We start from the raw sequence: 21,087 nt of genomic DNA, 5'->3' as shown, positions 1-21,087 counted from the left end.
GGGCTTGATTTTCAAGCCCCGCCGGCGATGGTGGCGGCCGGCCCCGGCACAACTTCCGGGGTTACTTCTCTGTCACGCCCGCCGAGTCGAAGGTCGCGACCTCGTGCATCGCCCGCGCCGCGCTCTGGACGATCGGGAGCGCCAGGAGCGCGCCCGTGCCCTCGCCGAGGCGCAGGTCCAGGTCGACGAGCGGGCGCAGGCCCAGCTTGCCCAGCGCGGCGACGTGGCCGGGCTCGGCGCTGCGGTGGCCCGCGATGCAGGCCGCGAGGACCTCGGGGGCGATGGCGCGGGCGACCAGGGCGGCCGCACCGGCGCTGACGCCGTCGAGGATCACCGGCGTACGCAGCGAGGCGCCGCCCAGGAGCAGGCCGACCATGGCCGCGTGCTCCAGGCCGCCGACCGCCGCGAGGACGCCGATCGGGTCGGCGGGGTCGGGCTTGTGCACGTCGAGGGCGCGGCGCACGACCTCGACCTTGCGGGCGTGCGTCTCGTCGTTGATGCCCGTGCCGCGGCCGGTGACCTCGGCGGGGTCGACCTCGGTGTATACGGAGATCAGGGCGGCGGACGCGGTGGTGTTCGCGATGCCCATCTCGCCGGTGAGCAGCGCCTTGTTGCCCGCCGCCACGAGGTCACGGGCGGTCTCGATGCCGACCTCGATGGCCTCCTTGACCTCTTCGCGGGTCAGGGCGGGGCCCGTCGTCATGTCGGCGGTGCCGGCGCGGACCTTGCGGGGCAGCAGGCCGGGCGTCGCCGGGAGTTCACCGGCCACGCCGACGTCGATGACGCAGACCTCGGCGCCGACCTGGCTCGCGAACGCGTTGCAGACCGCGCCGCCGCCCAGGAAGTTGGCGACCATCTGGCCGGTGACCTCCTGCGGCCAGGGGGTGACGCCCTGGGCGTGCACTCCGTGGTCACCGGCGAAGATCGCGACGGCCGCGGGCTCCGGGATCGGCGGCGGGCACACGCGGGACAGGCCGGACAGCTGGGCCGAGATGATCTCCAGCATGCCGAGCGCGCCCGGCGGCTTCGTCATCCGCTTCTGCCGCTCCCACGCCTCGCCGAGCGCCTTCGCGTCCAGCGGGCGGATGTTGGAGACGGTCTCCGCGAGCAGGTCGTGCGGGTCCTCGCCGGGCAGGGCGCGACGGCCGTACGTCTCCTCGTGCACGACCCACGACAGCGGGCGGCGCTTGGACCAGCCGGCCTGCATCAGCTCCGGCTCCTCCGGGAACTCGTCGACGTAGCCGACGCAGAGGTACGCGACGACCTCCAGGTGCTCCGGGAGGCCGAGGGAGCGGACCATCTCGCGCTCGTCGAAGAAGCTGACCCAGCCGACGCCGAGGCCCTCGGCACGGGCCGCGAGCCACAGGTTCTCGACCGCGAGCGCGGAGGAGTACGGGGCCATCTGCGGCTGCGTGTGGCGGCCCAGGGTGTGGCGGCCGCCGCGGGTCGGGTCGGCGGTGACGACGATGTTCACCGGGGTGTCGAGGATGGCCTCGATCTTCAGTTCCTTGAACTGCTTCGCGCGGCCCTTGGGGAGCGACTTCGCGTACGCGTCCTTCTGGCGCATCGCCAGTTCGTGCATCGCGCGGCGGGTGTCCGCGGACCGGATGACCACGAAGTCCCAGGGCTGCGAGTGGCCCACGGACGGCGCCGTGTGGGCCGCCTCCAGGACGCGCAGCAGCACCTCGTGCGGGATCGGGTCGCCGCGGAAGCCGTTGCGGATGTCGCGGCGCTCGCGCATCACGCGCAGGACGGCCTCGCGCTCGGTGTCGTCGTAGCCGGGAGCCGCGGGGTGCGTCTCGGGCTCCGGCGTCAGGTGCTCGGGTTCGCCGGTCAGTTCGGCGGGGGCGACGGTCTGCTCCGCCGGGTCCTCGGCCTCGGGCAGCGGGATCGCGCCGGAGTCGCCCTCGCGGGGGCCGGGAACGCTCGCGGCCTCCTCCGGGGAAGCGGGCCCCTGCGGGGGGATCCCGGCGGACTCGGGGCCCTGGGTGTCCCACTCGGCGGCGTTCTCGGGTGCGACCGACGCGTCGCCCGCGGGGGCCTGCTCGGCGGACTGCTGGTTGACCATGGCGTGCGGGTCCTGCGGGTTGGTGACGGGGTGCGGGGCGCCGTCGGCCGGCTGACCGGGGGCGTCCTGCTGACCGGGGGCGGCGGCTTGCGGGTCGGCGGCGGCCGGCTGGTCGGCGACGGCCTGCTCTTCGGCGGCGGACCGCTGCTCGGCAACCGCCGCGTCACCGGCGATGTTCTGGGCGGCCGGGGCCTGCTGACCGGCGACGGACGCCTGCTCGGCCACACCCTGCGGGTCGGCCGGGTCCTGCTGACCGGCAACGGCCTGTACGCCGGCAGCGGACTGCTCCTCGGCAACCGCCGCAGGGTCGGCAACAACCTGCTGGTCGACCACGGGCTGCTGCTCGGCCAGGACCTGCTGACCGCCGACGGAGGCCTGCTCGGCCACGGCTGCGTGGTCGGCCACGGCGGGCCGCTCGGCCTGGTCGGCCGGAACCTGCTGGTCGGCGACGGCCTGCGGGTCGGCCGCGGGGTGCTGACCGGGAACGGCCTGCGCTCCGGCAGCCGACTGCTGGTCGGCGACGGCCGCGTGGTCACCAACGACCTGCTGCTGCTCGGCGGCCGCCTGCTGGTCGCCCACGACCTGCTGCTCCGCCAGGACCTGCTGACCGCCGACGGACGCCTGCTCGGCCACGGCACGCTGGTCGACCGGAACCTGCTGACCGCCAACGGCCAGCTGGTCGGCCAGGACCTGCTGCCCTGCCACCGCCTGCTGATCGGCCGCACCCTGCGGATCGCCGACGACGTGCTGGTCGGCCGCGCCCGGCGTTACGGGAGCGGGCTGCTCGGCGGGCGCGCCCTGCTGCTCCACGCCGGTCCGCTCGGCGGCAACGGCCTGCTGCTCAGCCACGCCGGTGCCGGACGGCGCCTGCTCGACGTCGGCGGGCTGCGCGGCGGCGGCCTGGCGGTCGGCGCCGTTCTGCTGGCCGGGGACGCCCGGCTGCTCGGCCACGGCGACGTCCTGTTCAGCCGCGCCGGCCTCCGGCGACTGCTCCTCCGGGAGCGGGGGGACCACCATCGCCTGCGGCGGCGTCGGGGCCAGGTGCGGGGTCGTGGGGACGATGCCGTCCACCGGGACGAACTGGCCGAGCGTCTGGTCCGCGGCGGGCTGCTGGGCGTAGCCGTGCGGCGCGTGGTCGTACTCGTAGCCGCCCTGGTTCTGCTCGTGCGCGGCGTACGGGGCCTGGCCCGCGTACGCGCCGACCGGCATCGGCTCGGCGCCGACCTGGGCGAACTCCTGGGCATGCGCGGGCGTTTCGGGCTGCGCGTACTGCGGAGCGACCGTTTCTGCGGGGGCCGGGGGCTGCTGCGCCTCGGCCGGCTGCCACGGGGCGGCGCCCTGCGGCGGGATGTCCAGGTACTCCGGGCCGGTGGTCGGCGGGCCCGACTGGCGGGCCGGCATCGGCGCCTGCGCGGGGCCGCGGTCGGCGAGCGTGCGGACGGGGCTGCCGTTGGTGTCGGGGACGGCCGGGCCCATGTGCAGCGGGCGACGGGGCTGGGCCGGGGTCTGTGCCGGGGCGTATTGCTGGCCCTGCCCCTGGCTGTGGTCCGTGGTCTGCTGCCCCCACGCGCCCTGCGCGCCGGGCATCAGGAGGATCTCGTCCTCCTCGGCCGTGGCGTCGGCGGGGTCGAGGTAGGTGTACGCGCCGGGTACGGGAACGCCCGGCGGCTCCGCCGTGCCTGCGTCCTCCGGCAGCCCTTCGCCCGGAACCTGACCGGTGTCGGTCATGCCTACCCCTCGCCCATCGAATGAGAACTTCCTGGCCGCCCCCGGCCGTCCGCCGGAACTGCGAGCACTTTCACGCTTCACTGTTTTCGCTGTCCGGGGCGACGCTTCGACCGCCCGTCAACAACAACGAGCGCGCGTGCCGCGCGGCACGAACCGCTCCGGACAACAGGCATTGTCCCGGTCGGACCGCGGCCACGGAACGTAGTTCGACCATGGCCTTCTGTGGACTGCGCCACGTTGCGCGTCCTCCGGTCGCTGCCGTACCACACGCACCTCAAAAGTGGTGCGTTTTCGGGACATTGGCATACGAAGAACCCAACGTCCCGGTGCGGTACAACGATCGGCCAGCCTACCGCGCGCGGCGCGCCGCCAGGGTCACGGGTGGCGGACGGGAAGGCGCCCCGAGAGGAGGAACCCCACGGTCCGCTCCTTCTCCGTCCAGGCGCGAGTGTCCAGTTCGACGGATTGCAGGAGGGCGCATTCGACGTCGTATCCGTGCTCCGTCAGGTCCCTGCCGATGAGTTCGGCGGCGTCGCGTGTCGCGGCGTGCGTGACGATGCGGGCGGGGCGCCGGTCCGCGACGGCCGAGACGACGGCCGCTCCCCCGCCCCCGACGCGGACGACGTCGGGCTCCGGGAGGTCTTCGAGGGCGTGCGGTGCGGTGCCGTTCACGATCTGGACCTGGACGCCGAAGCGGCGGGCGACGGCGAGGGTGCGAGCGCAGGCGTCGGCGTCCCGGTCGACGGCGATGACGGCGGCGCCGAACCGCCCGGCCTCCGTGGTGAACGCGCCGCTGCCGCAGCCGATGTCCCAGACCAGGTCGCCGGCGCGCGGGCCCAGGCGGGCGAGTTGGGCCGCGCGCAGTTGTTCGGTCTCGCCCTCGCCGAAGGGGCCCGCGTACTCCTCCGTGGGCAGCGCCCAGCCGCGGGGTCCGGCGTCGGGGTCGCCGCCGGCCAGCCAGTTGCCGTCATCGGGGGCGCCGGTGACCGGTCCCCCGATGACGATGACGACGTTGGGGTCGCGCCACGTGTGGTCGGCGGCCTTGTCGGAGGTGACGACGGTGACCTGTTCGCGGTCGGTGCCGAGTTCCTCGCAGATGACGAAGGTGCGGTGGACGCCCTCCAGCAGCAGGCCCAGTTCGGCGGGCCCGGCGCCGGGTGACGTGAGCACGGCGACCTTGGTGTGGGCGCGGCACACATTCACCGCGCGTCGCAGGGTGCGGCGGTGTGCGACGACCACCTGTGCGTCGTCCCAGGGCATGCCCGCGCGGGCGAACGCCTGGGCGACGGAGGACACGGCGGGTACGACCTCGACCTCGAGGCCGTACTGGGGTGCCCGCAGGGTGCGGACGACGCCGAAGAAGCCGGGGTCGCCGTCCGCGAGCACGACGGCCGTGCCGCGGTGGCCCGCGATGCGGCGGGCGGCGAGGGCCACGCTGCCGAGCCGGACGCGCTCGGCGCGCTGGGGCACCTCGGGCAGCGCCAGGTGGTGGCCGGCGCCCGCCACGAGCGTGGCCGCGCCGAGTGCTGAGCGGGCCGCGTCCGTCAGCGGCGAACCGTCCCAGCCGATCACCGTGACCCGGTCGGCCATCGTCGTCAGTCTCCTGGGTGTGCTCGGGTGCGTACGTGCCCGTGCGGCACGTTGGCCGGGGGCGCCACCGGGGCCGGGGCACCGTGAGCGTACCTGCCCGGCCCTTCGGCCGCCCGTGGGGTCAGTTCCAGTCCGAGAAGGCGGTGAAACCCCCGGCCTCCGCCAGCTGCTCGGTGACCCCCTCCAGATCCTCGGGCAGCAGGCTCCACACGATGAAGTCCGTGCGGGCCTCGGCGAGGCCGCCGTCCTCGGTGCGCGTACGCGCTATGCAGGCGTTCCGCAGCACGCCCTCGCTGATGCAGCCGATCTTCTGGGCGACCTGCTGGGAGGCGGTGTTGTCGGCGGCCGTGCGCAGCTCGATGCGCTCCAGGCGCTGGTCGCGGAAGAGCCACTGGGCCGTGGCGAGCGCGGCCTCGGACGCGTAGCCCTCGCCGCGTGCCCAGGGGGCGACGATGTAGGAGAGCTCGGTGGACCGCACGTGCCAGTTGGTCTTGCTCAGCTGGATGACGCCGACGAGCCGCTGGGTGAGGAACTCGGCGACGGCGAGGGTGAGTCCGGCGCCGGACTCCCGCTCCTTCGGCGCGTCCTCGAAGATCCAGGTGCGGGCGCCTTCCTCGGTGAACGGCTGCGGCACCGCGGTCCACGCGGCGACCAGCTCGTCGTTCATCATCTCCGCGAGCGCGGGCACGTCGTCCTCGTCGAGGGGGCGCAGCACCAGGCGCTCCGTACTGATGGAGATCTCCGGGAAGGTGTTCGTCATGCGCCGCTCTCCGTAACCTTCGTCGGCCTTCTACCTTCGCGTCGGCCTCGTGAACTGCCCAGCATGCAGCATGAAGGCACGTAACTGCACATGGGGGCCGCCCCTGTTGCCAGGTGCGGCCCCCATGGGAGTGCGTCGGGCGGGTCCCTCAGACGGGGAGCACCGAACCCTTGTACTTGGTCTCGATGAACTTCTTCACCTCGGGCGAAGTCAGCAGTTCCGCCAGCTTCTTGACCCGGGGGTCGTCCTCCTCGCCCTTCTTGACGGCGAGGATGTTGTTGTACGGGTTGTCCTCGACGGACTCCAGGAGGACGGCGTCCTTCTTGGGGTTGAGTCCCGCGTCCATCGCGAAGTTGTTGTTGACGGCGGCCGCGTCGACGTCGTCCAGCGAGCGCGGCAGCTGGGCCGCTTCGAGCTCCTTGAACTTCAGGCCCTTCGGGTTCTTCGCGACGTCCTTGGGCGTCGCGTTCAGACCGGCGCCCTTCTTGAGGCCGATCACGCCCTGGGAGGCGAGGAGTTCGAGCGCCCTGCCCTCGTTGGTGATGTCGTTCGGCAGCGCGACGGTGGCTCCGTCGCGCAGCTCGCGCACGTCCTTCGTCTTCTTCGAGTAGAAGCCGAGCGGCGGCAGATAGACCTGCGTGACCGGCGCGAGCATCGTGCCCTTGGACTTGTTGAAGTCCTTCAGGTACGGCGTGTGCTGGAACAGGTTGGCGTCGAGATCGCCCTGCTGGAGCGCGGTGTTCGGCAGGACGTAGTCCGTGAACTCCTTGATCTCCAGGTCGAGTCCGGCCTTCTTCGCCAGGTTCTTCTGTACGTACGCGAGGACTTCGCCGGCCGGAGTCGGGGTGGCCCCGACGACCAGCTTCTGACTCGCGTCCGCCTTGTCGCTGCCGCAGGCCGTGAGGCCGAGGACGAGTGCCCCGGCGATCACGGCGGCGGGAATCGTGGACTTCAAGGGATTCGGCATCAGAAGGAGGGGAGCACCGAGCCCTTGTACTTGTCCTCGATGAACTTCTTGACCTCGGGCGAGGTCAGGAGCTTCGCGAGCTTCTTGATGCGCGGGTCGTCCTGGTTGCCGTCCTTGATGGCGAGCACGTTGTTGTACTCGTTGTTCTTGGTGGACTCCAGGGCGAGCGCGTCCTTGGCGGGGCTGAGGTCGGCACCGATGGCGTAGTTGCCGTTGATCACCGCGGCGTCGACGTCCTTGAGGGAGCGCGGGGTCTGCGCCGCCTCGACCTCCTTGAACTGGAGGTCCTTCGGGTTCTTCGCGATGTCCTGCGGGGTCGCGGCGGCCTCCGAGCCCTTCTTCAGGGTGATGAGGTCGTTGGCGGCGAGGAAGCGCAGGGCGCGGCTCTCGTTGTCGGCGTCGTTCGGAAGGGCGATGGTGCCGCCCTTCTTGATGTCGTCGAGCTTCTTGGCCTTCTGCGAGTAGACGCCGAGCGGCTCCAGGTGGACGGTGGCGACCGACTTGAGGTGCGTGCCGTTCTTCTTGTTGAAGTCTTCCAGGTAAGGCGTGGTCTGGAAGTAGTTGGCGTCGACCGAACCGTCCTCGGTGGCGTTGTTCGGCGTGACGTAGTCGGTGAACTCCTTGACCTCGAGCTTGAGGCCTTCCTTCTGCGCCAGGTCCTTCTTGATGAAGTCGAGGATCTCGGCGTGCGGGACGGGAGTCGCGGCGACGACCAGCGGGTCGGAGGCCTTGGCCTTGGTGTCGGCCTTGTCGGAGCCGCAGGCCGTCAGGCCCAGGGTGAGGGCGCCGGTGGCGAGGACAGCTGCGGTGATCTTGGTGGTGTTACGCACGAAAAGTGCCTTTCCATCAGTGGTGCAACCCGCCGGTGGGACGGGGAGAACAGGGTTCAGCCGGACTTGCCGGCGGCGACGGCCGTGCGTCCGGAGAAGAGGTTGAAGCGGATCGGGTCGCCGCCCTTGCCCGCGCGGCGGTGCAGGACGCGCGCGCCGCTGTCGCCGGCGAACTGGATGAGCGAGATGACGACGGCGAGGATCGCCACCGTGATCCACATCAGGTTGGCCTCGAAGCGCTGGTAGCCGTAGCGGATCGCGATGTCGCCGAGGCCGCCCGCGCCGACCGTGCCGGCCATGGCGGAGTAGCCGATGAGCGCGACGATCGTGGTGGTGGTCGCCGAGATCAGCGAGGGCAGCGACTCGGGCACGAGCACCTTGCGCACGACGGTCCAGGTGTTGCCGCCCATCGACTGCACGGCCTCGATCAGTCCGCCGTCGACCTCGCGCACGGACGTCTCGACGAGGCGCGCGAAGAACGGGATGGCGCCGATGGCGAGCGGCACGATGGCGGCCTCGCGGCCGATGGTGGTGCCGACGATCGCGCGCGTGAAGCCCATGAGGGCGACCATCAGGATGATGAAGGGCATTGAGCGGACGATGTTCACGATCTGCCCGATGACCTTGTTCACGAACGCGTTCTGCAGCAGTCCGCCGCGGTCCGTGAGGACGAGCAGGACGCCGAGCGGCAGTCCGAAGACGATCGCGATCAGCGTGGACCAGCCGACCATGTAGAGGGTGTCCCAACATGCCTGGGACAGCAGGGGCTGCATCTCCGACCAGGTCACTTGGTGACACCTTCCTTCAGCAGAGCGGCGGGCGCGGTGCCCTGGATGTCGACCTGGAGGCCCTGCTCGCGCAGGAAGCCGATCGGCACGACGTTGTCGTCGTAGCGGCCGGGCAGTTCGATGCGCATGCGGCCGACCTGCTTGCCCGCGACGGTGTCCATCGCGGCGCCGAGGATCGAGATGTCGACGTTGTACGTGCGGGAGAGCTGGGAGATGACCGGCTGGGTCGTCGACTCGCCGTGGAAGGTGACGTCGATGACGGTGCGGTCGTCGCCGGAGGCCTCGCCGCTGACCGGGAAGAGCGCGGAGGCGAGCTCGGAGCCGGGCGTCGCGAGGAGTTCGCCGACGGTGCCGGACTCGACGATCCGCCCGCGCTCCATGAGGGCGGCGGAGTCGCAGACGGTCTTGACGACGTCCATCTCGTGCGTGATGAGAAGGACGGTGAGGCCGAGCTGCTGGTTGAGGTCGCGCAGCAGCTGGAGGATCGAGCGGGTGGTCTCCGGGTCGAGGGCGGACGTCGCCTCGTCGGAGAGCAGCACCTTCGGGTCGCCGGCGAGCGCGCGGGCGATGCCGACACGCTGCTTCTGGCCGCCGGAGAGCTGGGCCGGGTAGGACTTGGCCTTGTCGGCGAGGCCGACCAGGTCGAGCAGTTCCAGCGCCTTGGTGGAACGTTCCTTCCCCGACTTGCCGAGGATTTCGAGCGGCAGCTCGATGTTGTCCTGCACGGTGCGTGAGGACAGCAGGTTGAAGTGCTGGAAGACCATGCCGATACGGCTGCGCGCCTCGCGCAGCTCCTTGCCCGCGCGCGAGCCGCGGCCGGCGAGGGCGGTGAGGTCCTGTCCTGCGACGGTCACGGTGCCGGAGGTCGGACGCTCCAGCAGGTTCACGCAGCGGATCAGCGAGGACTTGCCGGCGCCTGACTGTCCGATGACGCCGTACACCTCGCCTTCGCGCACGTGGAGATCGACGCCGTCGAGGGCGGTGACCTCGCGGCCGCGCGAGCGGTAGACCTTGGTGAGGCCCTTGGTGGTGATCACGTGGGTTTCCGTAGCTGTCGAGTGCGCGGCGCGGGTGGCACCGGGCACGGGGCATTCGTTCGGGAACTTGGCTTGAGTTTCCGGGCGCGCGACAGGTCTCGCAGAGGCGGATGGACCCATGAGGAGAAGCTGTGCGCGGGGCAGGCCCGGTCACGTAGGCGGACTGTTTCTCCCTGCGGAGTCACTCCCTACGGAACAGGGCGCGCGGGTCTCGCTTCGGGGCGCGAGAACAGGCGTGGTGGGGGCCCTCAGAAGGCGCACATTCGACACATACAAGCAGCACCGGGCGTCATCGTCGCCTCGGTCGCAAGGGTGCGGCTGCTCGTCGTGGTCATGTCGGCAAGTAAAGCAGACGTGAGGACGCGAGAGACCCCCGCTGTCCGCTATTCGGACAGCGGGGGCCGGGGCTCCACTTGGCCTCAGGGAGCGGTGGTGATCTCCACGCCCGCGTCCGTGACCTGCGCGGACACGGCCGACAGGTCCTTGACGACGACGTCGGCGGAGAGCTCGTCCGCCCCATGCGTTGTGGTCAACGCCACGGTCTTCATGCCGCCGACGCGGCCCGCGGTGAGACCGGCGGGGGCGTCCTCGAAGACGACGCAGCGCTCCGGGTCCACGCCCAGCTTCCCGGCGGCGAGCAGGAACGGCTCGGGGTTCGGCTTGCCGTGCGTGATGTCGTCGGCGGCGATCAGCAGCGGGGTCCTGATGCCGACGGCGGCGAGCCGGGCCTCGGCCAGGCGGCGGGTGGCGGAGGTGACGACGGCCCAGTTCTCGTCGGGCAGCGAGGTGAGCAGGTCGAGGGTGCCGGGCAGGACGTGGGTGCCGCCGTTGGGCACGTCCTCGACCTCCAGCTCCTCGATGCGCTTGACGGCGTCCGCGACCTTCTCGGCGGGGAGCAGGTCGGCGGCGATTTCGGCGGCGGGGCGGCCGTGCAGTTCGACGGCGGCGAAGGCCTCGGCGGTGATCCCGTACTCCTCGGCCCAGCGGGTCCAGCAGCGGTACACCGACTCCATCGACGAGAGCAGGGTTCCGTCGTTGTCGAACAGCAGGGCGTCAGCGGTGATCTTCATGTTTCCCAAGGCTAAACGTGACACCGGGGTCGAGCGCATCGGGTCTTTTGGCCCGTAATAGGCTCACGGCCATGCTTGATGTCCTGACCCTGGTGACGGGTCTCGCCGCGCTGGCGCTCGCGGCCTGGTGCGGTTTCGCCGCGTATCGCGACCAGCCCACCAAGGACTGGCACTTCATCGGCATGGCCGTGGTGTCGGTGCTCGCGCTGGTGCAGCTGGTGGTCGGGATCGTGCAGCTCGCCCGGGGCGAGAAGCCGAATCAGGGCACGACGATCTTCGTCGCGTATCTGATCGGGGCGTTCGCCTGCGTTCCGGCGGCGGGCTTCATGTCGCTCGCCGAGCGCACCCGGTGGGGCTCGATCACGGTCGCCGCGGGCGGCGTGGTGCTGGCCGTGCTCGAAGTACGGCTCTTTGACATCTGGGGAGGCTGAGGTGGCTGTGACCGCTGAAGAGAAGGACACCTCGAAGAACACCTCGAAGTCCGACGAGACGGCCGACGCGAAGGCCGCCGCCAAGGCCGAGAAGAAGCAGCGCCGCCTCATCGGCGGGCCCGGCATGCTGCTGGTCTGGCTGTACGGCGTGATGGTCGTCGGGGCCGTGTCGCGGTCGGCCGTGCAGATCTCCACCGAGTTCGACAAGGCGCCGCTGGCGTACTCGCTGTCGGCGGTGGCGGGGCTCGTGTACGCCTTCATCACGTACTCGCTGGTGCGCGGCGGGGACACGGCGCGGCGGGCCGCCTTCGTGTGCTGCGCCCTGGAGCTCGCGGGCGTGCTGATCGTCGGTACGTGGACGCTGGTGGAGCCGTCCGCGTTCCCGGACGCGACCGTGTGGTCGGACTTCGGGGTCGGCTATCTGTTCATCCCCGTACTGCTGCCGCTGAGCGCGATGTACTGGCTGCGCAAGGGTGTGCTGCAGCGGCAGCAGCCGGGGAACTGACGGTCAGGCCCCTCTAGGCGCTCGCCGCGAAGGCGTCCGGCGCGGCTTCCTTGACCTCGGCGGCCTTGGCGAGCGTCACCACGGTGAGCCGCTCGTCGACGCGCTCGGTCGACACCGGCTCGTAGCCGTGCTGGCGGTACAGGCGCAGGTTGTGGTCGCTGCGGTGGCCGGTGAACAGCTGGAAGCTCTTGGCCGTGCCCGCCGCGCCCAGCTCGGCCTCCACGGCCGAGAGCAGCCGGCCGCCCAGGCCGTGGCGCTGCATGCGCGGGTGGACGATCAGCTTGTTGATGTGCGCCGTGCCGTCGGCGTCGACCGTGCCGCGCACGGACGCCACCACCTCGTCGCCGAGGCGTGCCACGAGCACGGTGCCGCTGGTGAGTTCAGCCCTCACGGAGTCCAGGGACTGTGTGAGCGGCTCGATCGAGTAGTCCCCGTAGAGCTGCGCCTCGCTCTGGTAGCAGAGGTACTGGAGCTTCAGAATCTGCTCGGCATCCGCTTCGGTCGCCGCAGAGATGGTCACGCTCATGCCCATGTGTGCATGCCTCCCGCTCACCTGTTCGCCGGTTGTCCTTCACCCTTTTCCCCGGCGGGCCGTGAGCGCAACCTCGGAGGGCAGGATTCTGCGCAGGCAACCCAGACATCTGGAACGTTCCGGCCCAAGGCTGCCCTGTGAGATACCCAACTCGCCCGCGATCTCACGGTAAGTGAGGTCCTGCGGGGACAGCAGGGCGCCGATCAGGCGCGGGCAGCGTCCCGGCAGCCGGCTCACCGCACGGCGCAGCGCCCGGTCGCGTTCGTGGGTGAGCGCGCGGCGCTCCGGGTCCACCGCCGCCGGATCGGCGGCGGTGGCCGTTAGCCCGTACGGCGTCTCCCGCAGCGCCGCGCGCCGCTGGAGGCGGGCCTCGGCGCCGACCGTCTCGCGGAGCCAGCCGGCCGGGTCGGCGGGCGGGCCCTGGGTGCCGAGGCGTTCCAGGAGGCGGACCCAGACCGCCTGTTCGAGGTCGCCGGGGTCGAGGGCGGTGCCCGGCAGCTCGGCGCGGAGCTCGGCGGCGCGGATCTCGGCCGTGAGGAGCGGGCGCATGGACGCGATCACGGTGTCGTACGTCATGCCCTGCGCGACGAGGCCGCCCCGGCGGCCGGTTGCCGGGGCGGCCTCGTCTCACTCCAACCGGCGTGCCGGGGTCACCCGTTGACGAAGTCCTCGCGGGCGAGGAGCGCCGTGTCGCAGTTGTCGGAGAAGATGCCGTCGATGCCGGTCTCGTAGTAGGCCTTGAAGGCGCCGAACGCGTCGCCGTACGCGGCCGGGTCCGTGCCCTTCTTGAAGTCGGCCGGCAGGAAGGTGTTCTCGTTGCGCATCGTGTACGGGTGCAGGACGAGGCCCGCCTTGTGCGCGTCCCTGACCAGCGTGGTGGGCTGGGTCAGCTTGCCGTTCGCGTCCTTCGGGATGATCAGGTCGAGCGTCGGGCCGATGCCGTTGGCGTACGAGGCGATCTCCGCGAGGCCCTTGGGCGTGATCAGGTCGGCGACGGTGCGCGGGTCGCCGCTGTCCACGAAGTCGTACGGGCGGGACTTCGCCGAGGAGAGCAGGACCGCGAGCGGGTTGTCGACCAGCTTGTTCAGGCGCTGGATGCTCGTCGGCTCGAAGGACTGGATGATGACGGGCGAGTTCTTGCGGTGCAGGCCGTGGGCGCGCAGCACCTTGGCGATGCGCTCCTCCAGGGCGAGGTTCTGCTTGCGGAAGTAGGTGGGGTGCTTGAGCTCCGGGTAGATCCACACCTCGCGGCCGAGCTTCTTGCTCTGCTGGGCGCGCCAGCGCAGCACCTCCTCGAAGGTGGGCACCTCCCAGCGGCCGTCGTAGACCGTGTTGTGCTGACGGGTGCCCGGGATGCGCTCCTTGGCCCGCAGCGTCTTCAGCTCGGCGAGCGTGAAGTCCTCGGTGAACCAGCCGGTGGTGGCGACCCCGTCGAGGCTCTTCGTCTTCTTGCGGTCGGCGAACTCGGGGTGGTCCGACACATTGGTCGTGCCGCCGATTTCCGGTTCGTGACGGCATACGAGGTGGCCGTCCTTGGTCGGGCAGAGGTCGCCCGCCTCGATGATGTGCGCGCCCATGTCGAGCGCGAGCTGGTACGAGCCGATGGTGTGCTCCGGCCGGTAGCCGCTGGCGCCGCGGTGCGCGATGACCGTGGGCACGGGGAGGCCGGCGAGGCCCTTGCTCATGTTATTCGCGCCACTTTCTCTGTCGGCGGCTCTCGCCGTTCCGGCCGCCCCCAGTGCCGTCGCGCTCGCGCCGAGGACCGCCGCGCCGAGCAGCGACCTGCGGCCGAGCGCCGCCAGGCCCTGTGGCTGCCGCGCCCCCTGTGCGGCCTGTGACTTCTCGTTCCCCTTGTTCCCCATGAAGAACTCCTCCCACCAAGTACTGCCTTGCACCTGTCAAAGCGAGACCGATCGTAGGGGTGGGGAAGTGACGAGTGGGAGACCCCGGACGGAACGTCAGGGTGATGCGGCATGGCGTCCGGGCGTTGCTCGCGCATCAACGGGGCGCAAACTTGAGTCAACTCCGCGTATCCAGTCGGTGAACCCGATGTGCAACGGGTACTCGTCCGCGAGTATCGTCCTCACCTGCACAGACTCCTCAGTCCAAACCAGGTACCCATCCCTGCTCATTCCTTGACATCGGAGGGCTCGTTGTCCCGCTTCGCGCTCATCAAGGCAGTGCTCGGTCCGATCATGCGCCTGATGTTCCGCCTACGGGTGGAAGGCGCAGAGAAGATTCCGGGGAACGGTCCCGTCATTCTGGCGGGCAACCACCTGACGTTCATCGACTCGATGCTGCTGCCGCTCGTCTGTGACCGGCAGGTCTTCTTCATCGGCAAGGACGAGTACGTCACCGGCAAGTCCCTCAAGGGCCGCCTCATGGCGTGGTTCTTCACCGGGGTCGGCATGATCCCGGTCGACCGCGACGGGGCGAACGGCGGTGTGGCCGCGCTGATGACGGGCCGTCGCATCCTGGAGGAGGGCAACATCTTCGGGATCTACCCCGAGGGCACGCGCTCCCCCGACGGCCGCCTGTACCGCGGCCGGACCGGTATCGCCCGGCTGACGCTGATGACGGGTGCGCCCGTCGTCCCCTTCGCCATGATCGGCACGGACAAGCTGCAGCCCGGGGGTGCGGGGATTCCGCGGCCGGGCAAGGTGACCGTGCGGTTCGGCGAGCCGATGGAGTTCTCGCGCTACGACGGGATGGGGCGCGACCGGTACGTGCTGCGGGCCGTGACGGACTCGGTCATGACCGAGGTCATGCGGCTCTCCGGCCAGGAGTACGTGGACATGTACGCCTCGAAGGCGAAGGCGGCGTAGGCCTTTTGCGGGTGCCGTGAACCCGGTCGACCGGATGTTCCGGTCGACCGGGTTTTTTGCTGCGCCGGGTCGGGGGCCGCCGTTTCCGGTGCGCGGCACCGGGGCACCGGGGCCCCGCCTTGCCCACCCGGCCGCCCAAGGCGGCAGATTGCCCAAGGCGGGGGCGGCCGACCGCAACGGACGGGGAGCCGTCCCGGCGGCGGGTGGGCAAAATCTAGCCCCGCCGGCGATTGAGGCGCGGGGTCCGGGGCGGAGCCCCGTGGCCGGTGGAACGGGTCACTGTTCCAAGCGTTGGCCGCGCAGGAGGAACCATGCCGCCACCGACGTCGCCAGCAGCACCACCGCTCCGATCCCCGCCGCCAGCTGGAGACCGTCCACGAAGGCCGACTGCGCCCCCGCAAGGAGCGCGTCCGCCTGCCCGGCCGGCAGGCCGCCCGCCGCCTCGACCGCCCCGCCGAGCGAGTCGTGCGCCGCCGCCGCGACATCCTCCGGCGTGCCCGCCGGAACCGTGAACCCGGAGTAGACGCCGGTCACGATCGAGCCGAGCAGCGCGATACCGAGCGCCGTGCCGAGTTCGTACGCCGTCTCGGACACCGCCGACGCCGCGCCCGCCTGCTCCTTGGGCACGCTGGAGAGGATCACGTCGGCCGTCACCGTGAACGAGAAGCCCGCGCCGACACCGACCACGAGCAGTACCGTGCCGAGCAGCGGGTATCCGGTCGACTGGCTCAGCGTGGTGAGCGCGGCGAGGGCCAGGCCCACCGCCGCGAGCCCGCCCGCGACCACGGCACGTACCGAGAAGCGCCGCGCCACCGTACCGGCGACCAGTCCCGCCACCACCGCTCCGATCGCGGCGGGGAGTTCGGCGAGCCCCGCCTCGAACGGCGCACGCCCCTGCACCAGTTGCAGGAACTGGGAGAGGAAGAAAACCAGACCGGCCAGGCCGAGGATCGTCAGGAGGTCGGCCAGGACCGCGCCCGAGAAACCGCGGTTGTGGAACAGCCGCATGTCCAACAGAGGCGCCTGGAGCGAGAGCTGACGCCGGACGAACCACACCAGCGCCGCGACACCGAGCACCGCCGACACCGCCACACCGGCACCGAAGCCGTGCGCCGCCGCCTCCTTCACCGCGTAGACGACACCGATCATGCCGACGAGGGACAGCACCACGCTCAGCAGGTCCCAGGGCCCCGGCACCGGGTTCTTCGACTCGGGGATGAGCTTCGCGCCGACGACCACGAGGATCGCCATCACGGGCAGGTTGATCAGGAAGACCGAGCCCCACCAGAAGTGTTCGAGCAGGAATCCGCCGACGACCGGGCCGACCGCCGCGCCCGCCGAGGCCATGGCACCCCAGATGCCGATGGCGAGGGAGCGCTCGCGCGGGTCGTGGAAGATGTTGCGGATCAGCGCCAGCGTGGACGGCATCAGGGTCGCGCCCGCGACACCCAGCAGGGCACGCGCCAGGATCATCAGCTCGGGCGTCGTCGCGTACGCGTTGAGGACGGAGACCGCGCCGAAGGCGACCGCGCCGACCAGGAGCAGCTTCTTGCGGCCGATGCGGTCACCGAGGCTGCCCATCGAGACGAGCAGTCCGGCGATGACGAACGAGTAGACGTCGCCGATCCAGAGCAGCTGGGTGCCCGAGGGCTTCAGGTCCTCGCTGATGTACGGCGTCGCGAGGCCGAGGACGGTCGCGTCGACGGCGACGAGCAGCACGGCCAGCACGAGGACGGAGAGGGCGAGCCACCGCGCGGGACGGGACTGCACCACCTCCGCCGCAGGGGTGCGCTGTGGTGTGCTGGTCATGGTTCCACTCTCCGTAGTGCGCCGCCGAGCAGCAGCTCGACGATCATGAATTGGAAGTCCTTGGCCGCGACGCGGCCGTCCTGTACCGCCCAGGCCCCGCTGCCGATGAGGCCGTAGAGCGCCTCGGTCAGCCAGGCGGGGGTCAGGTCGATCCGGAACTCGCCCGTCTCCTGGCCGCGCCGGAACAGCGCTTCGATGCGGGAGTCGAGGCGGGCCCAGCCCTCGTTCTGCTGCTCGCCCTCGAACAGCTGGTTCTCGGTGACGAGGAAGGCGAGCAGCGGCGCCGCGGGCTCCAGCTCGCGGATGAGGGCGCGCAGGCCGTCCGCGGCCCGGCCCTCATCGAGCCCGGCGCGGTCGAGCGCCGATTCGCACTCGGCGATGCCGAGGTCCTCCAGCGCGCGGACCAGCGCGTCCCGGCCGGCGAACTGGCGGTGCAGGGTCGCACGGCTGATGCCGGCGGCCCGCGCCACCTCGTCCATGGTGGCCGTGGATTTGCGGGTCAGCAGGGCGGCGGCGCTGTGCAGTACCTGGGCGCGATCGACTGGCATGAGACGAGAGTACATCAAGTGAGACATGAATGTCTCACGCGAGGCTCGACCGTCTCCGATGGCCGTCCCCGGTGGCCGCCCCCCTCACGCAGTGTTACGACTGTCGGGACGTCCGACTCTCGGGAGGTACCGGCATGGGGTGCTGCATCTTCGCGGCGATGGCCGCCATCGGGCCGCGCGTGGCCCTGGTGATCACGTGGCTGTTCACCAACCTTGTGGACCGCGCCTTCAACGGCGTTCTGCTGCCGCTCATCGGCCTGATCCTGCTGCCCTGGACGACCCTGGGCTACGTCATCGCGTACGCGCCCGTGGTCGGTGTCCGCGGGATCGGCTGGGTCGTGATCGTCTTCGGTCTGCTGCTCGACCTGTCGAGCTACGGAGGCGGGGCACGGGCGCGCCGCTGACGCCCCGGCCCGCGCCACACCTACGTACGACGTACGCACACCGAAGGGCCCGGCCGTCCACGGATGGAGAACCGGGCCCTGTTCGGTACCTACGGGTGCCTATGGGTGCCTATGGGTGCCTATGGGTGTACCCACGGGCTCCTACGGGCGCCTACGAGGTCACTTCTTCGCGTCCGCCCAGGTGCGCTGCACCGTCAGGTCCTGCTTGACCTCGGCGAGCTGGACGGCGACCGCGCTCGGCGCCGTGCCACCGCGGCCCGAGCGGGAGGCCAGGGCGCCCGGAACGTTGAGCACCGTGCGGACCTCGGGGCTGAGGTGCTCGGAGATCTTGGCGAACTGGTCGTCGGTGAGCTCGTCGAGCTCCTTGCCCTCGGACTCCGCGACCTTGACGCACTCGCCCGCGACATCGTGCGCCACCCGGAACGGCACGCCCTGCTTGACCAGCCACTCGGCGATGTCCGTGGCGAGCGAGAAACCGGCCGGGGCCAGCTCCTCCATGCGCTCCCTGTTGACCGTGAGCGTCGCCATCATGCCGGTGAACGCCGGGAGCAGAAGCCGCAGCTGGTCGCAGGAGTCGAAGACCGGCTCCTTGTCCTCCTGGAGGTCACGGTTGTACGCCAGCGGGAGCGCCTTGAGCGTCGCCATCAGGCCCGTGAGGTTGCCGATGAGGCGGCCCGACTTGCCGCGCGCCAGCTCCGCGATGTCCGGGTTCTTCTTCTGCGGCATGATCGAGGAGCCGGTGGAGAAGGCGTCGTGGAGCGTGACGAAGGAGAACTCCTTCGTGTTCCACAGGATGATCTCCTCGGCGATCCGCGAGATGTTCACGCCGATCATCGCGGTGATGAAGGTGAACTCGGCGACGAAGTCACGGGAGGCCGTGCCGTCGATGGAGTTGGCGGAGCTGCCGTGCTCGAAGCCGAGGTCCCGCGCCACCGCCTCCGGGTCGAGGCCGAGGCTGCTGCCGGCCAGGGCGCCGGAGCCGTACGGCGAGACGGCCGTCCGCTCGTCCCACTGACGCACCCGCTCCGCGTCCCGGGACAGGGACTGGACGTGCGCCAGGACGTGGTGGGCGAAGAGCACCGGCTGGGCGTGCTGGAGGTGCGTACGACCCGGCATCGCGACGTCCGGGTGCGCCTCGGCGAGGCCGACGAGGGCCTCCTGGAGGTCGGCGATCAGGCCGCCGATGACCCGGGACTCGTCCCGCAGGTACATCCGGAAGAGCGTCGCCACCTGGTCGTTGCGCGAGCGGCCCGCGCGGAGCTTGCCGCCGAGGTCCGGGCCGAGGCGCTCCAACAGGCCGCGCTCCAGGGCGGTGTGCACGTCCTCGTCGGCGATCGTGCCGACGAAGGAGCCGTCCGCGACGTCCGTCTCCAGCTGGTCGAGGCCGGCGATCATGCGGGTCAGCTCGTCCTCGGTGAGCAGGCCCGCCTTGTTGAGCACGCGGGCGTGGGCGCGGGAGCCCGCGATGTCGTACGGGGCGAGGCGCCAGTCGAAGTGGACGGAGGCGGAGAGTTTCGCCAGGGCCTCGGCCGGGCCGTCGGCGAACCGGCCGCCCCAGAGGCGGACATCGCCGGTGTTGCTGCTCACGTGCTCTGCTCCTCGGGCCGGTGGATCTGAACGCCGGTGCGTTGTGCCGGTCGTTTCAAGCTGTGCATGATTATGCAGGGTCCTGCATGATTCGTCAATCGCTCCTCGGCCCACCCGCCCGGCACGGTCGCATTTCGCCGTACGGACTCCCGCCACCAAGAAGACGCGAACGGGGCATCATCCCGCTATGGGAAAAAGTCATGAACGCATAGAGGGCCGCCTGCGCACGTTCATCGAGGACCAGCCGGTCTTCTTCACCGCCACCGCCCCGCTCTCCGACGACGGGACGGTCAACCTCTCCCCCAAGGGCCTCAAGGGCTCCTTCGCCGTGCTCGACGAACGGACCGTCGCCTACCTGGACTTCGCCGGTTCGAACGCGGAGACCATCGCCCACCTGCGCGAGAACGGCCGGATCACACTGATGTGGTGCGCCTTCCAGGGCCCGCCGAACATCGTCCGGGTGCACGGCCGCGGCGAGCCCGTGTTCCGCGACGACCCGCGCTTCGCCGAGCTGGTCGGCCGCTTCCCGGACATCGACCCGACCCGCAACGGCCTGCGCGCGGTCATCGTCGTGCACGCCGAACACATCCGCGACACCTGCGGCTATGCCGTGCCCTTCATGACGTACGACGAGGACCGCGACCTGCACGGCAGGCGGTTCGAGCGCGAGGACGACGCGGGGCTCGACGCGTACTTCCAGAAGAAGGAGTACATCGCGAAGAGCCTGGACGGACTGCCCGGGCTGCCGTTGCCGCTGCCACCCGCTACGTTCTGACCCATGCGCCCCGTTCGAGCAGGTATCGCCACCGCCGTCGCCGCCTGCGCCGCCCTCGCGGCGGCCCCCTCCGTCTCCGCCGCCGAACCGTTGCCCGCCCGGATGGCGGACACGGGCGGCGGCCGCCAGCTGATCACCGCCGAGGCGCCCCGCACCTCGTCCACCACCGGCACCGTCACCTGGTGGGACCGGGGTGCGAGCGGCCGCTGGGTGAAGGCCGGTTCGGCGCCCGCGCGGTTCGGGGCGAAGGGGCTCGCGGCGGGGAGCAAGCGCAAGCAGGGCACCAACACGACGCCGACCGGCCTCTACGACCTGCCCTTCGCGTTCGGGGTCAAGGCGGCGCCCGAGGGGACGACGACGGCGTACCGGCGCGTGCACCGCGACTCCTGGTGGTGCCAGGACAACGCCTCCCGCTCGTACAACCGCTGGACCGAGCCGCGCCCCCGCGACTGCCGCGCGGCCGAGTCCGAGCGCCTCGCCGACTACGCGACGCAGTACGCGCACGCGCTCGTGGTCGGCTTCAACTACCACCGCCCCGAGCGCGGCCGCGGCGCCGGAATCTTCCTGCACGTCAACGGGCGCGGGGCCACGGCCGGTTGCGTGTCCGTGCCGAAGGACGCGATGCGCCGGATCCTGACGTGGGCGAACCCCGGGCGCTCCCCGCACATCGCGATCGGGACGACGGGCGGGGCGACGGCCATCACCCGGTACTGAAATCACTTGGTACCGATACGTATACGGACATGCACACGTATACGGCCACCGACTCCCGTGTAGGGACCACATAACGAGACGGGGTTGCGGTGGTTCACTGCCGAGGCGTTGCATCGCCC

General features: G+C 70.9%; 20 protein-coding genes. 6 read left to right on the top strand and 14 right to left on the bottom strand.

Features of this window, described 5'->3' with window-relative positions; all coding sequences use genetic code 11:
- Window positions 1-61: 61 nt before the first annotated feature.
- The 8 genes from cobT to ACFV9W_RS14585 all read right to left on the bottom strand — a co-directional run bounded on the left by cobT (window position 62) and on the right by ACFV9W_RS14585 (window position 10,838).
- On the bottom strand, window positions 62-3,796 hold the full coding sequence (cobT, locus tag ACFV9W_RS14620) for a nicotinate-nucleotide--dimethylbenzimidazole phosphoribosyltransferase (RefSeq protein WP_385759857.1): 3,735 nt from the start codon (window positions 3,794-3,796) through the stop codon (window positions 62-64).
- Window positions 3,797-4,171: 375 nt separating this feature from the next.
- Window positions 4,172-5,386 carry a precorrin-6y C5,15-methyltransferase (decarboxylating) subunit CbiE gene (gene cbiE / locus ACFV9W_RS14615; protein WP_385759854.1) on the bottom strand — a complete coding sequence of 405 codons (1,215 nt, stop codon included), beginning with the start codon at window positions 5,384-5,386 and terminating at the stop codon, window positions 4,172-4,174.
- Between the two features lie 121 nt (window positions 5,387-5,507).
- Complete coding sequence (locus ACFV9W_RS14610) at window positions 5,508-6,146, bottom strand: GNAT family N-acetyltransferase (protein ID WP_385759851.1); 639 nt, start codon at window positions 6,144-6,146, stop codon at window positions 5,508-5,510.
- Window positions 6,147-6,294: 148 nt separating this feature from the next.
- Entirely contained in the window at window positions 6,295-7,113 is an 819-nt protein-coding gene (locus ACFV9W_RS14605) for a MetQ/NlpA family ABC transporter substrate-binding protein (protein WP_385759848.1), read from the bottom strand.
- Window positions 7,113-7,943 carry a MetQ/NlpA family ABC transporter substrate-binding protein gene (locus ACFV9W_RS14600; RefSeq protein ID WP_385759845.1) on the bottom strand — a complete coding sequence of 277 codons (831 nt, stop codon included), beginning with the start codon at window positions 7,941-7,943 and terminating at the stop codon, window positions 7,113-7,115. Before ACFV9W_RS14600 ends, ACFV9W_RS14605 begins: the two co-directional genes overlap by 1 nt.
- A 56-nt stretch (window positions 7,944-7,999) precedes the next feature.
- Entirely contained in the window at window positions 8,000-8,731 is a 732-nt protein-coding gene (locus tag ACFV9W_RS14595) for a methionine ABC transporter permease (protein WP_385759843.1), read from the bottom strand.
- Window positions 8,728-9,768 (bottom strand): methionine ABC transporter ATP-binding protein, encoded by a 1,041-nt coding sequence (locus ACFV9W_RS14590; RefSeq protein WP_385759841.1) that lies wholly within the window; start codon window positions 9,766-9,768, stop codon window positions 8,728-8,730. Before ACFV9W_RS14590 ends, ACFV9W_RS14595 begins: the two co-directional genes overlap by 4 nt.
- Window positions 9,769-10,187: 419 nt before the next feature.
- Window positions 10,188-10,838: an HAD-IA family hydrolase gene (locus ACFV9W_RS14585; RefSeq protein ID WP_385759838.1), complete on the bottom strand. Its 651-nt coding sequence runs from the start codon at window positions 10,836-10,838 to the stop codon at window positions 10,188-10,190.
- 71 nt (window positions 10,839-10,909) lie between these two features.
- Between ACFV9W_RS14585 and ACFV9W_RS14580 the strand changes: the two genes are divergently transcribed.
- Both ACFV9W_RS14580 and ACFV9W_RS14575 read left to right on the top strand, forming a co-directional pair.
- Window positions 10,910-11,269 (top strand): hypothetical protein, encoded by a 360-nt coding sequence (locus ACFV9W_RS14580; RefSeq protein ID WP_385759835.1) that lies wholly within the window; start codon window positions 10,910-10,912, stop codon window positions 11,267-11,269.
- Between the two features lie 124 nt (window positions 11,270-11,393).
- Window positions 11,394-11,774, top strand: a complete 381-nt coding sequence (locus ACFV9W_RS14575; RefSeq protein WP_385759879.1) for a hypothetical protein — start codon at window positions 11,394-11,396, stop codon at window positions 11,772-11,774.
- Window positions 11,775-11,787: 13 nt separating this feature from the next.
- Here the strand turns inward: ACFV9W_RS14575 and ACFV9W_RS14570 are convergent, their stop codons facing one another.
- From ACFV9W_RS14570 to ACFV9W_RS14560, 3 genes are all read right to left on the bottom strand, one after another.
- Window positions 11,788-12,306 carry a GNAT family N-acetyltransferase gene (locus tag ACFV9W_RS14570; protein ID WP_385759831.1) on the bottom strand — a complete coding sequence of 173 codons (519 nt, stop codon included), beginning with the start codon at window positions 12,304-12,306 and terminating at the stop codon, window positions 11,788-11,790.
- 39 nt (window positions 12,307-12,345) lie between these two features.
- Window positions 12,346-12,882: an RNA polymerase sigma factor gene (locus ACFV9W_RS14565; protein ID WP_385759828.1), complete on the bottom strand. Its 537-nt coding sequence runs from the start codon at window positions 12,880-12,882 to the stop codon at window positions 12,346-12,348.
- 74 nt (window positions 12,883-12,956) lie between these two features.
- On the bottom strand, window positions 12,957-14,168 hold the full coding sequence (locus ACFV9W_RS14560) for a glycerophosphodiester phosphodiesterase (RefSeq protein WP_385759825.1): 1,212 nt from the start codon (window positions 14,166-14,168) through the stop codon (window positions 12,957-12,959).
- A 273-nt stretch (window positions 14,169-14,441) separates the two neighbouring features.
- Here ACFV9W_RS14560 and ACFV9W_RS14555 point away from each other — a divergent pair, with 273 nt between their 5' ends.
- Window positions 14,442-15,131 carry a lysophospholipid acyltransferase family protein gene (locus ACFV9W_RS14555; protein ID WP_327664252.1) on the top strand — a complete coding sequence of 230 codons (690 nt, stop codon included), beginning with the start codon at window positions 14,442-14,444 and terminating at the stop codon, window positions 15,129-15,131.
- 276 nt (window positions 15,132-15,407) lie between these two features.
- Here ACFV9W_RS14555 and ACFV9W_RS14550 read toward each other — a convergent pair whose 3' ends face one another.
- A complete protein-coding gene (locus ACFV9W_RS14550; RefSeq protein WP_385759821.1) occupies window positions 15,408-16,940 on the bottom strand; it encodes an MFS transporter in 1,533 nt (510 codons plus the stop codon).
- Window positions 16,937-17,488, bottom strand: coding sequence for a TetR/AcrR family transcriptional regulator (locus ACFV9W_RS14545; RefSeq protein WP_385759819.1), 552 nt, complete (start codon window positions 17,486-17,488; stop codon window positions 16,937-16,939). Before ACFV9W_RS14545 ends, ACFV9W_RS14550 begins: the two co-directional genes overlap by 4 nt.
- A 134-nt stretch (window positions 17,489-17,622) precedes the next feature.
- On the opposite strand from ACFV9W_RS14545, the gene ACFV9W_RS14540 reads away from it, so the two are divergent.
- Window positions 17,623-17,892: a hypothetical protein gene (locus ACFV9W_RS14540; protein WP_385759817.1), complete on the top strand. Its 270-nt coding sequence runs from the start codon at window positions 17,623-17,625 to the stop codon at window positions 17,890-17,892.
- 159 nt (window positions 17,893-18,051) lie between these two features.
- On the opposite strand, the gene argH is transcribed toward ACFV9W_RS14540, so the two are convergent.
- On the bottom strand, window positions 18,052-19,479 hold the full coding sequence (gene argH, locus ACFV9W_RS14535) for an argininosuccinate lyase (RefSeq protein WP_385759814.1): 1,428 nt from the start codon (window positions 19,477-19,479) through the stop codon (window positions 18,052-18,054).
- A 187-nt stretch (window positions 19,480-19,666) separates the two neighbouring features.
- Between argH and ACFV9W_RS14530 the strand changes: the two genes are divergently transcribed.
- Together ACFV9W_RS14530 and ACFV9W_RS14525 are read left to right on the top strand one after the other, a co-directional pair.
- On the top strand, window positions 19,667-20,254 hold the full coding sequence (locus tag ACFV9W_RS14530; protein ID WP_385759813.1) for a pyridoxamine 5'-phosphate oxidase family protein: 588 nt from the start codon (window positions 19,667-19,669) through the stop codon (window positions 20,252-20,254).
- A 3-nt stretch (window positions 20,255-20,257) separates the two neighbouring features.
- A complete protein-coding gene (locus tag ACFV9W_RS14525) occupies window positions 20,258-20,968 on the top strand; it encodes a L,D-transpeptidase (RefSeq protein WP_385759810.1) in 711 nt (236 codons plus the stop codon).
- The last annotated feature ends 119 nt before the right edge of the window (window positions 20,969-21,087 follow it).

Source organism: Streptomyces sp. NPDC059897, from assembly GCF_042730865.1.
Classification (GTDB): domain Bacteria; phylum Actinomycetota; class Actinomycetes; order Streptomycetales; family Streptomycetaceae; genus Streptomyces.
The sequence above is the reverse complement of the archived record's forward strand: the minus strand, read 5'-3'. Positions and strand labels throughout refer to the sequence as shown.

Bases quoted from the DNA above. Each gene is read 5' to 3' on its own strand.
- cobT (WP_385759857.1), bottom strand. From the start codon at position 3,796: ATGACCGACACCGGTCAGGTTCCGGGCGAAGGGCTGCCGGAGGACGCA.
- cbiE (WP_385759854.1), bottom strand. From the start codon at position 5,386: ATGGCCGACCGGGTCACGGTGATCGGCTGGGACGGTTCGCCGCTGACG.
- ACFV9W_RS14610 (WP_385759851.1), bottom strand. From the start codon at position 6,146: ATGACGAACACCTTCCCGGAGATCTCCATCAGTACGGAGCGCCTGGTG.
- ACFV9W_RS14605 (WP_385759848.1), bottom strand. From the start codon at position 7,113: ATGCCGAATCCCTTGAAGTCCACGATTCCCGCCGCCGTGATCGCCGGG.
- ACFV9W_RS14585 (WP_385759838.1), bottom strand. From the start codon at position 10,838: ATGAAGATCACCGCTGACGCCCTGCTGTTCGACAACGACGGAACCCTG.
- ACFV9W_RS14580 (WP_385759835.1), top strand. From the start codon at position 10,910: ATGCTTGATGTCCTGACCCTGGTGACGGGTCTCGCCGCGCTGGCGCTC.
- ACFV9W_RS14575 (WP_385759879.1), top strand. From the start codon at position 11,394: ATGCTGCTGGTCTGGCTGTACGGCGTGATGGTCGTCGGGGCCGTGTCG.
- ACFV9W_RS14570 (WP_385759831.1), bottom strand. From the start codon at position 12,306: ATGGGCATGAGCGTGACCATCTCTGCGGCGACCGAAGCGGATGCCGAG.
- ACFV9W_RS14565 (WP_385759828.1), bottom strand. From the start codon at position 12,882: ATGACGTACGACACCGTGATCGCGTCCATGCGCCCGCTCCTCACGGCC.
- ACFV9W_RS14560 (WP_385759825.1), bottom strand. From the start codon at position 14,168: ATGGGGAACAAGGGGAACGAGAAGTCACAGGCCGCACAGGGGGCGCGG.
- ACFV9W_RS14550 (WP_385759821.1), bottom strand. From the start codon at position 16,940: ATGACCAGCACACCACAGCGCACCCCTGCGGCGGAGGTGGTGCAGTCC.
- ACFV9W_RS14545 (WP_385759819.1), bottom strand. From the start codon at position 17,488: ATGCCAGTCGATCGCGCCCAGGTACTGCACAGCGCCGCCGCCCTGCTG.
- ACFV9W_RS14540 (WP_385759817.1), top strand. From the start codon at position 17,623: ATGGGGTGCTGCATCTTCGCGGCGATGGCCGCCATCGGGCCGCGCGTG.
- ACFV9W_RS14530 (WP_385759813.1), top strand. From the start codon at position 19,667: ATGGGAAAAAGTCATGAACGCATAGAGGGCCGCCTGCGCACGTTCATC.
- ACFV9W_RS14525 (WP_385759810.1), top strand. From the start codon at position 20,258: ATGCGCCCCGTTCGAGCAGGTATCGCCACCGCCGTCGCCGCCTGCGCC.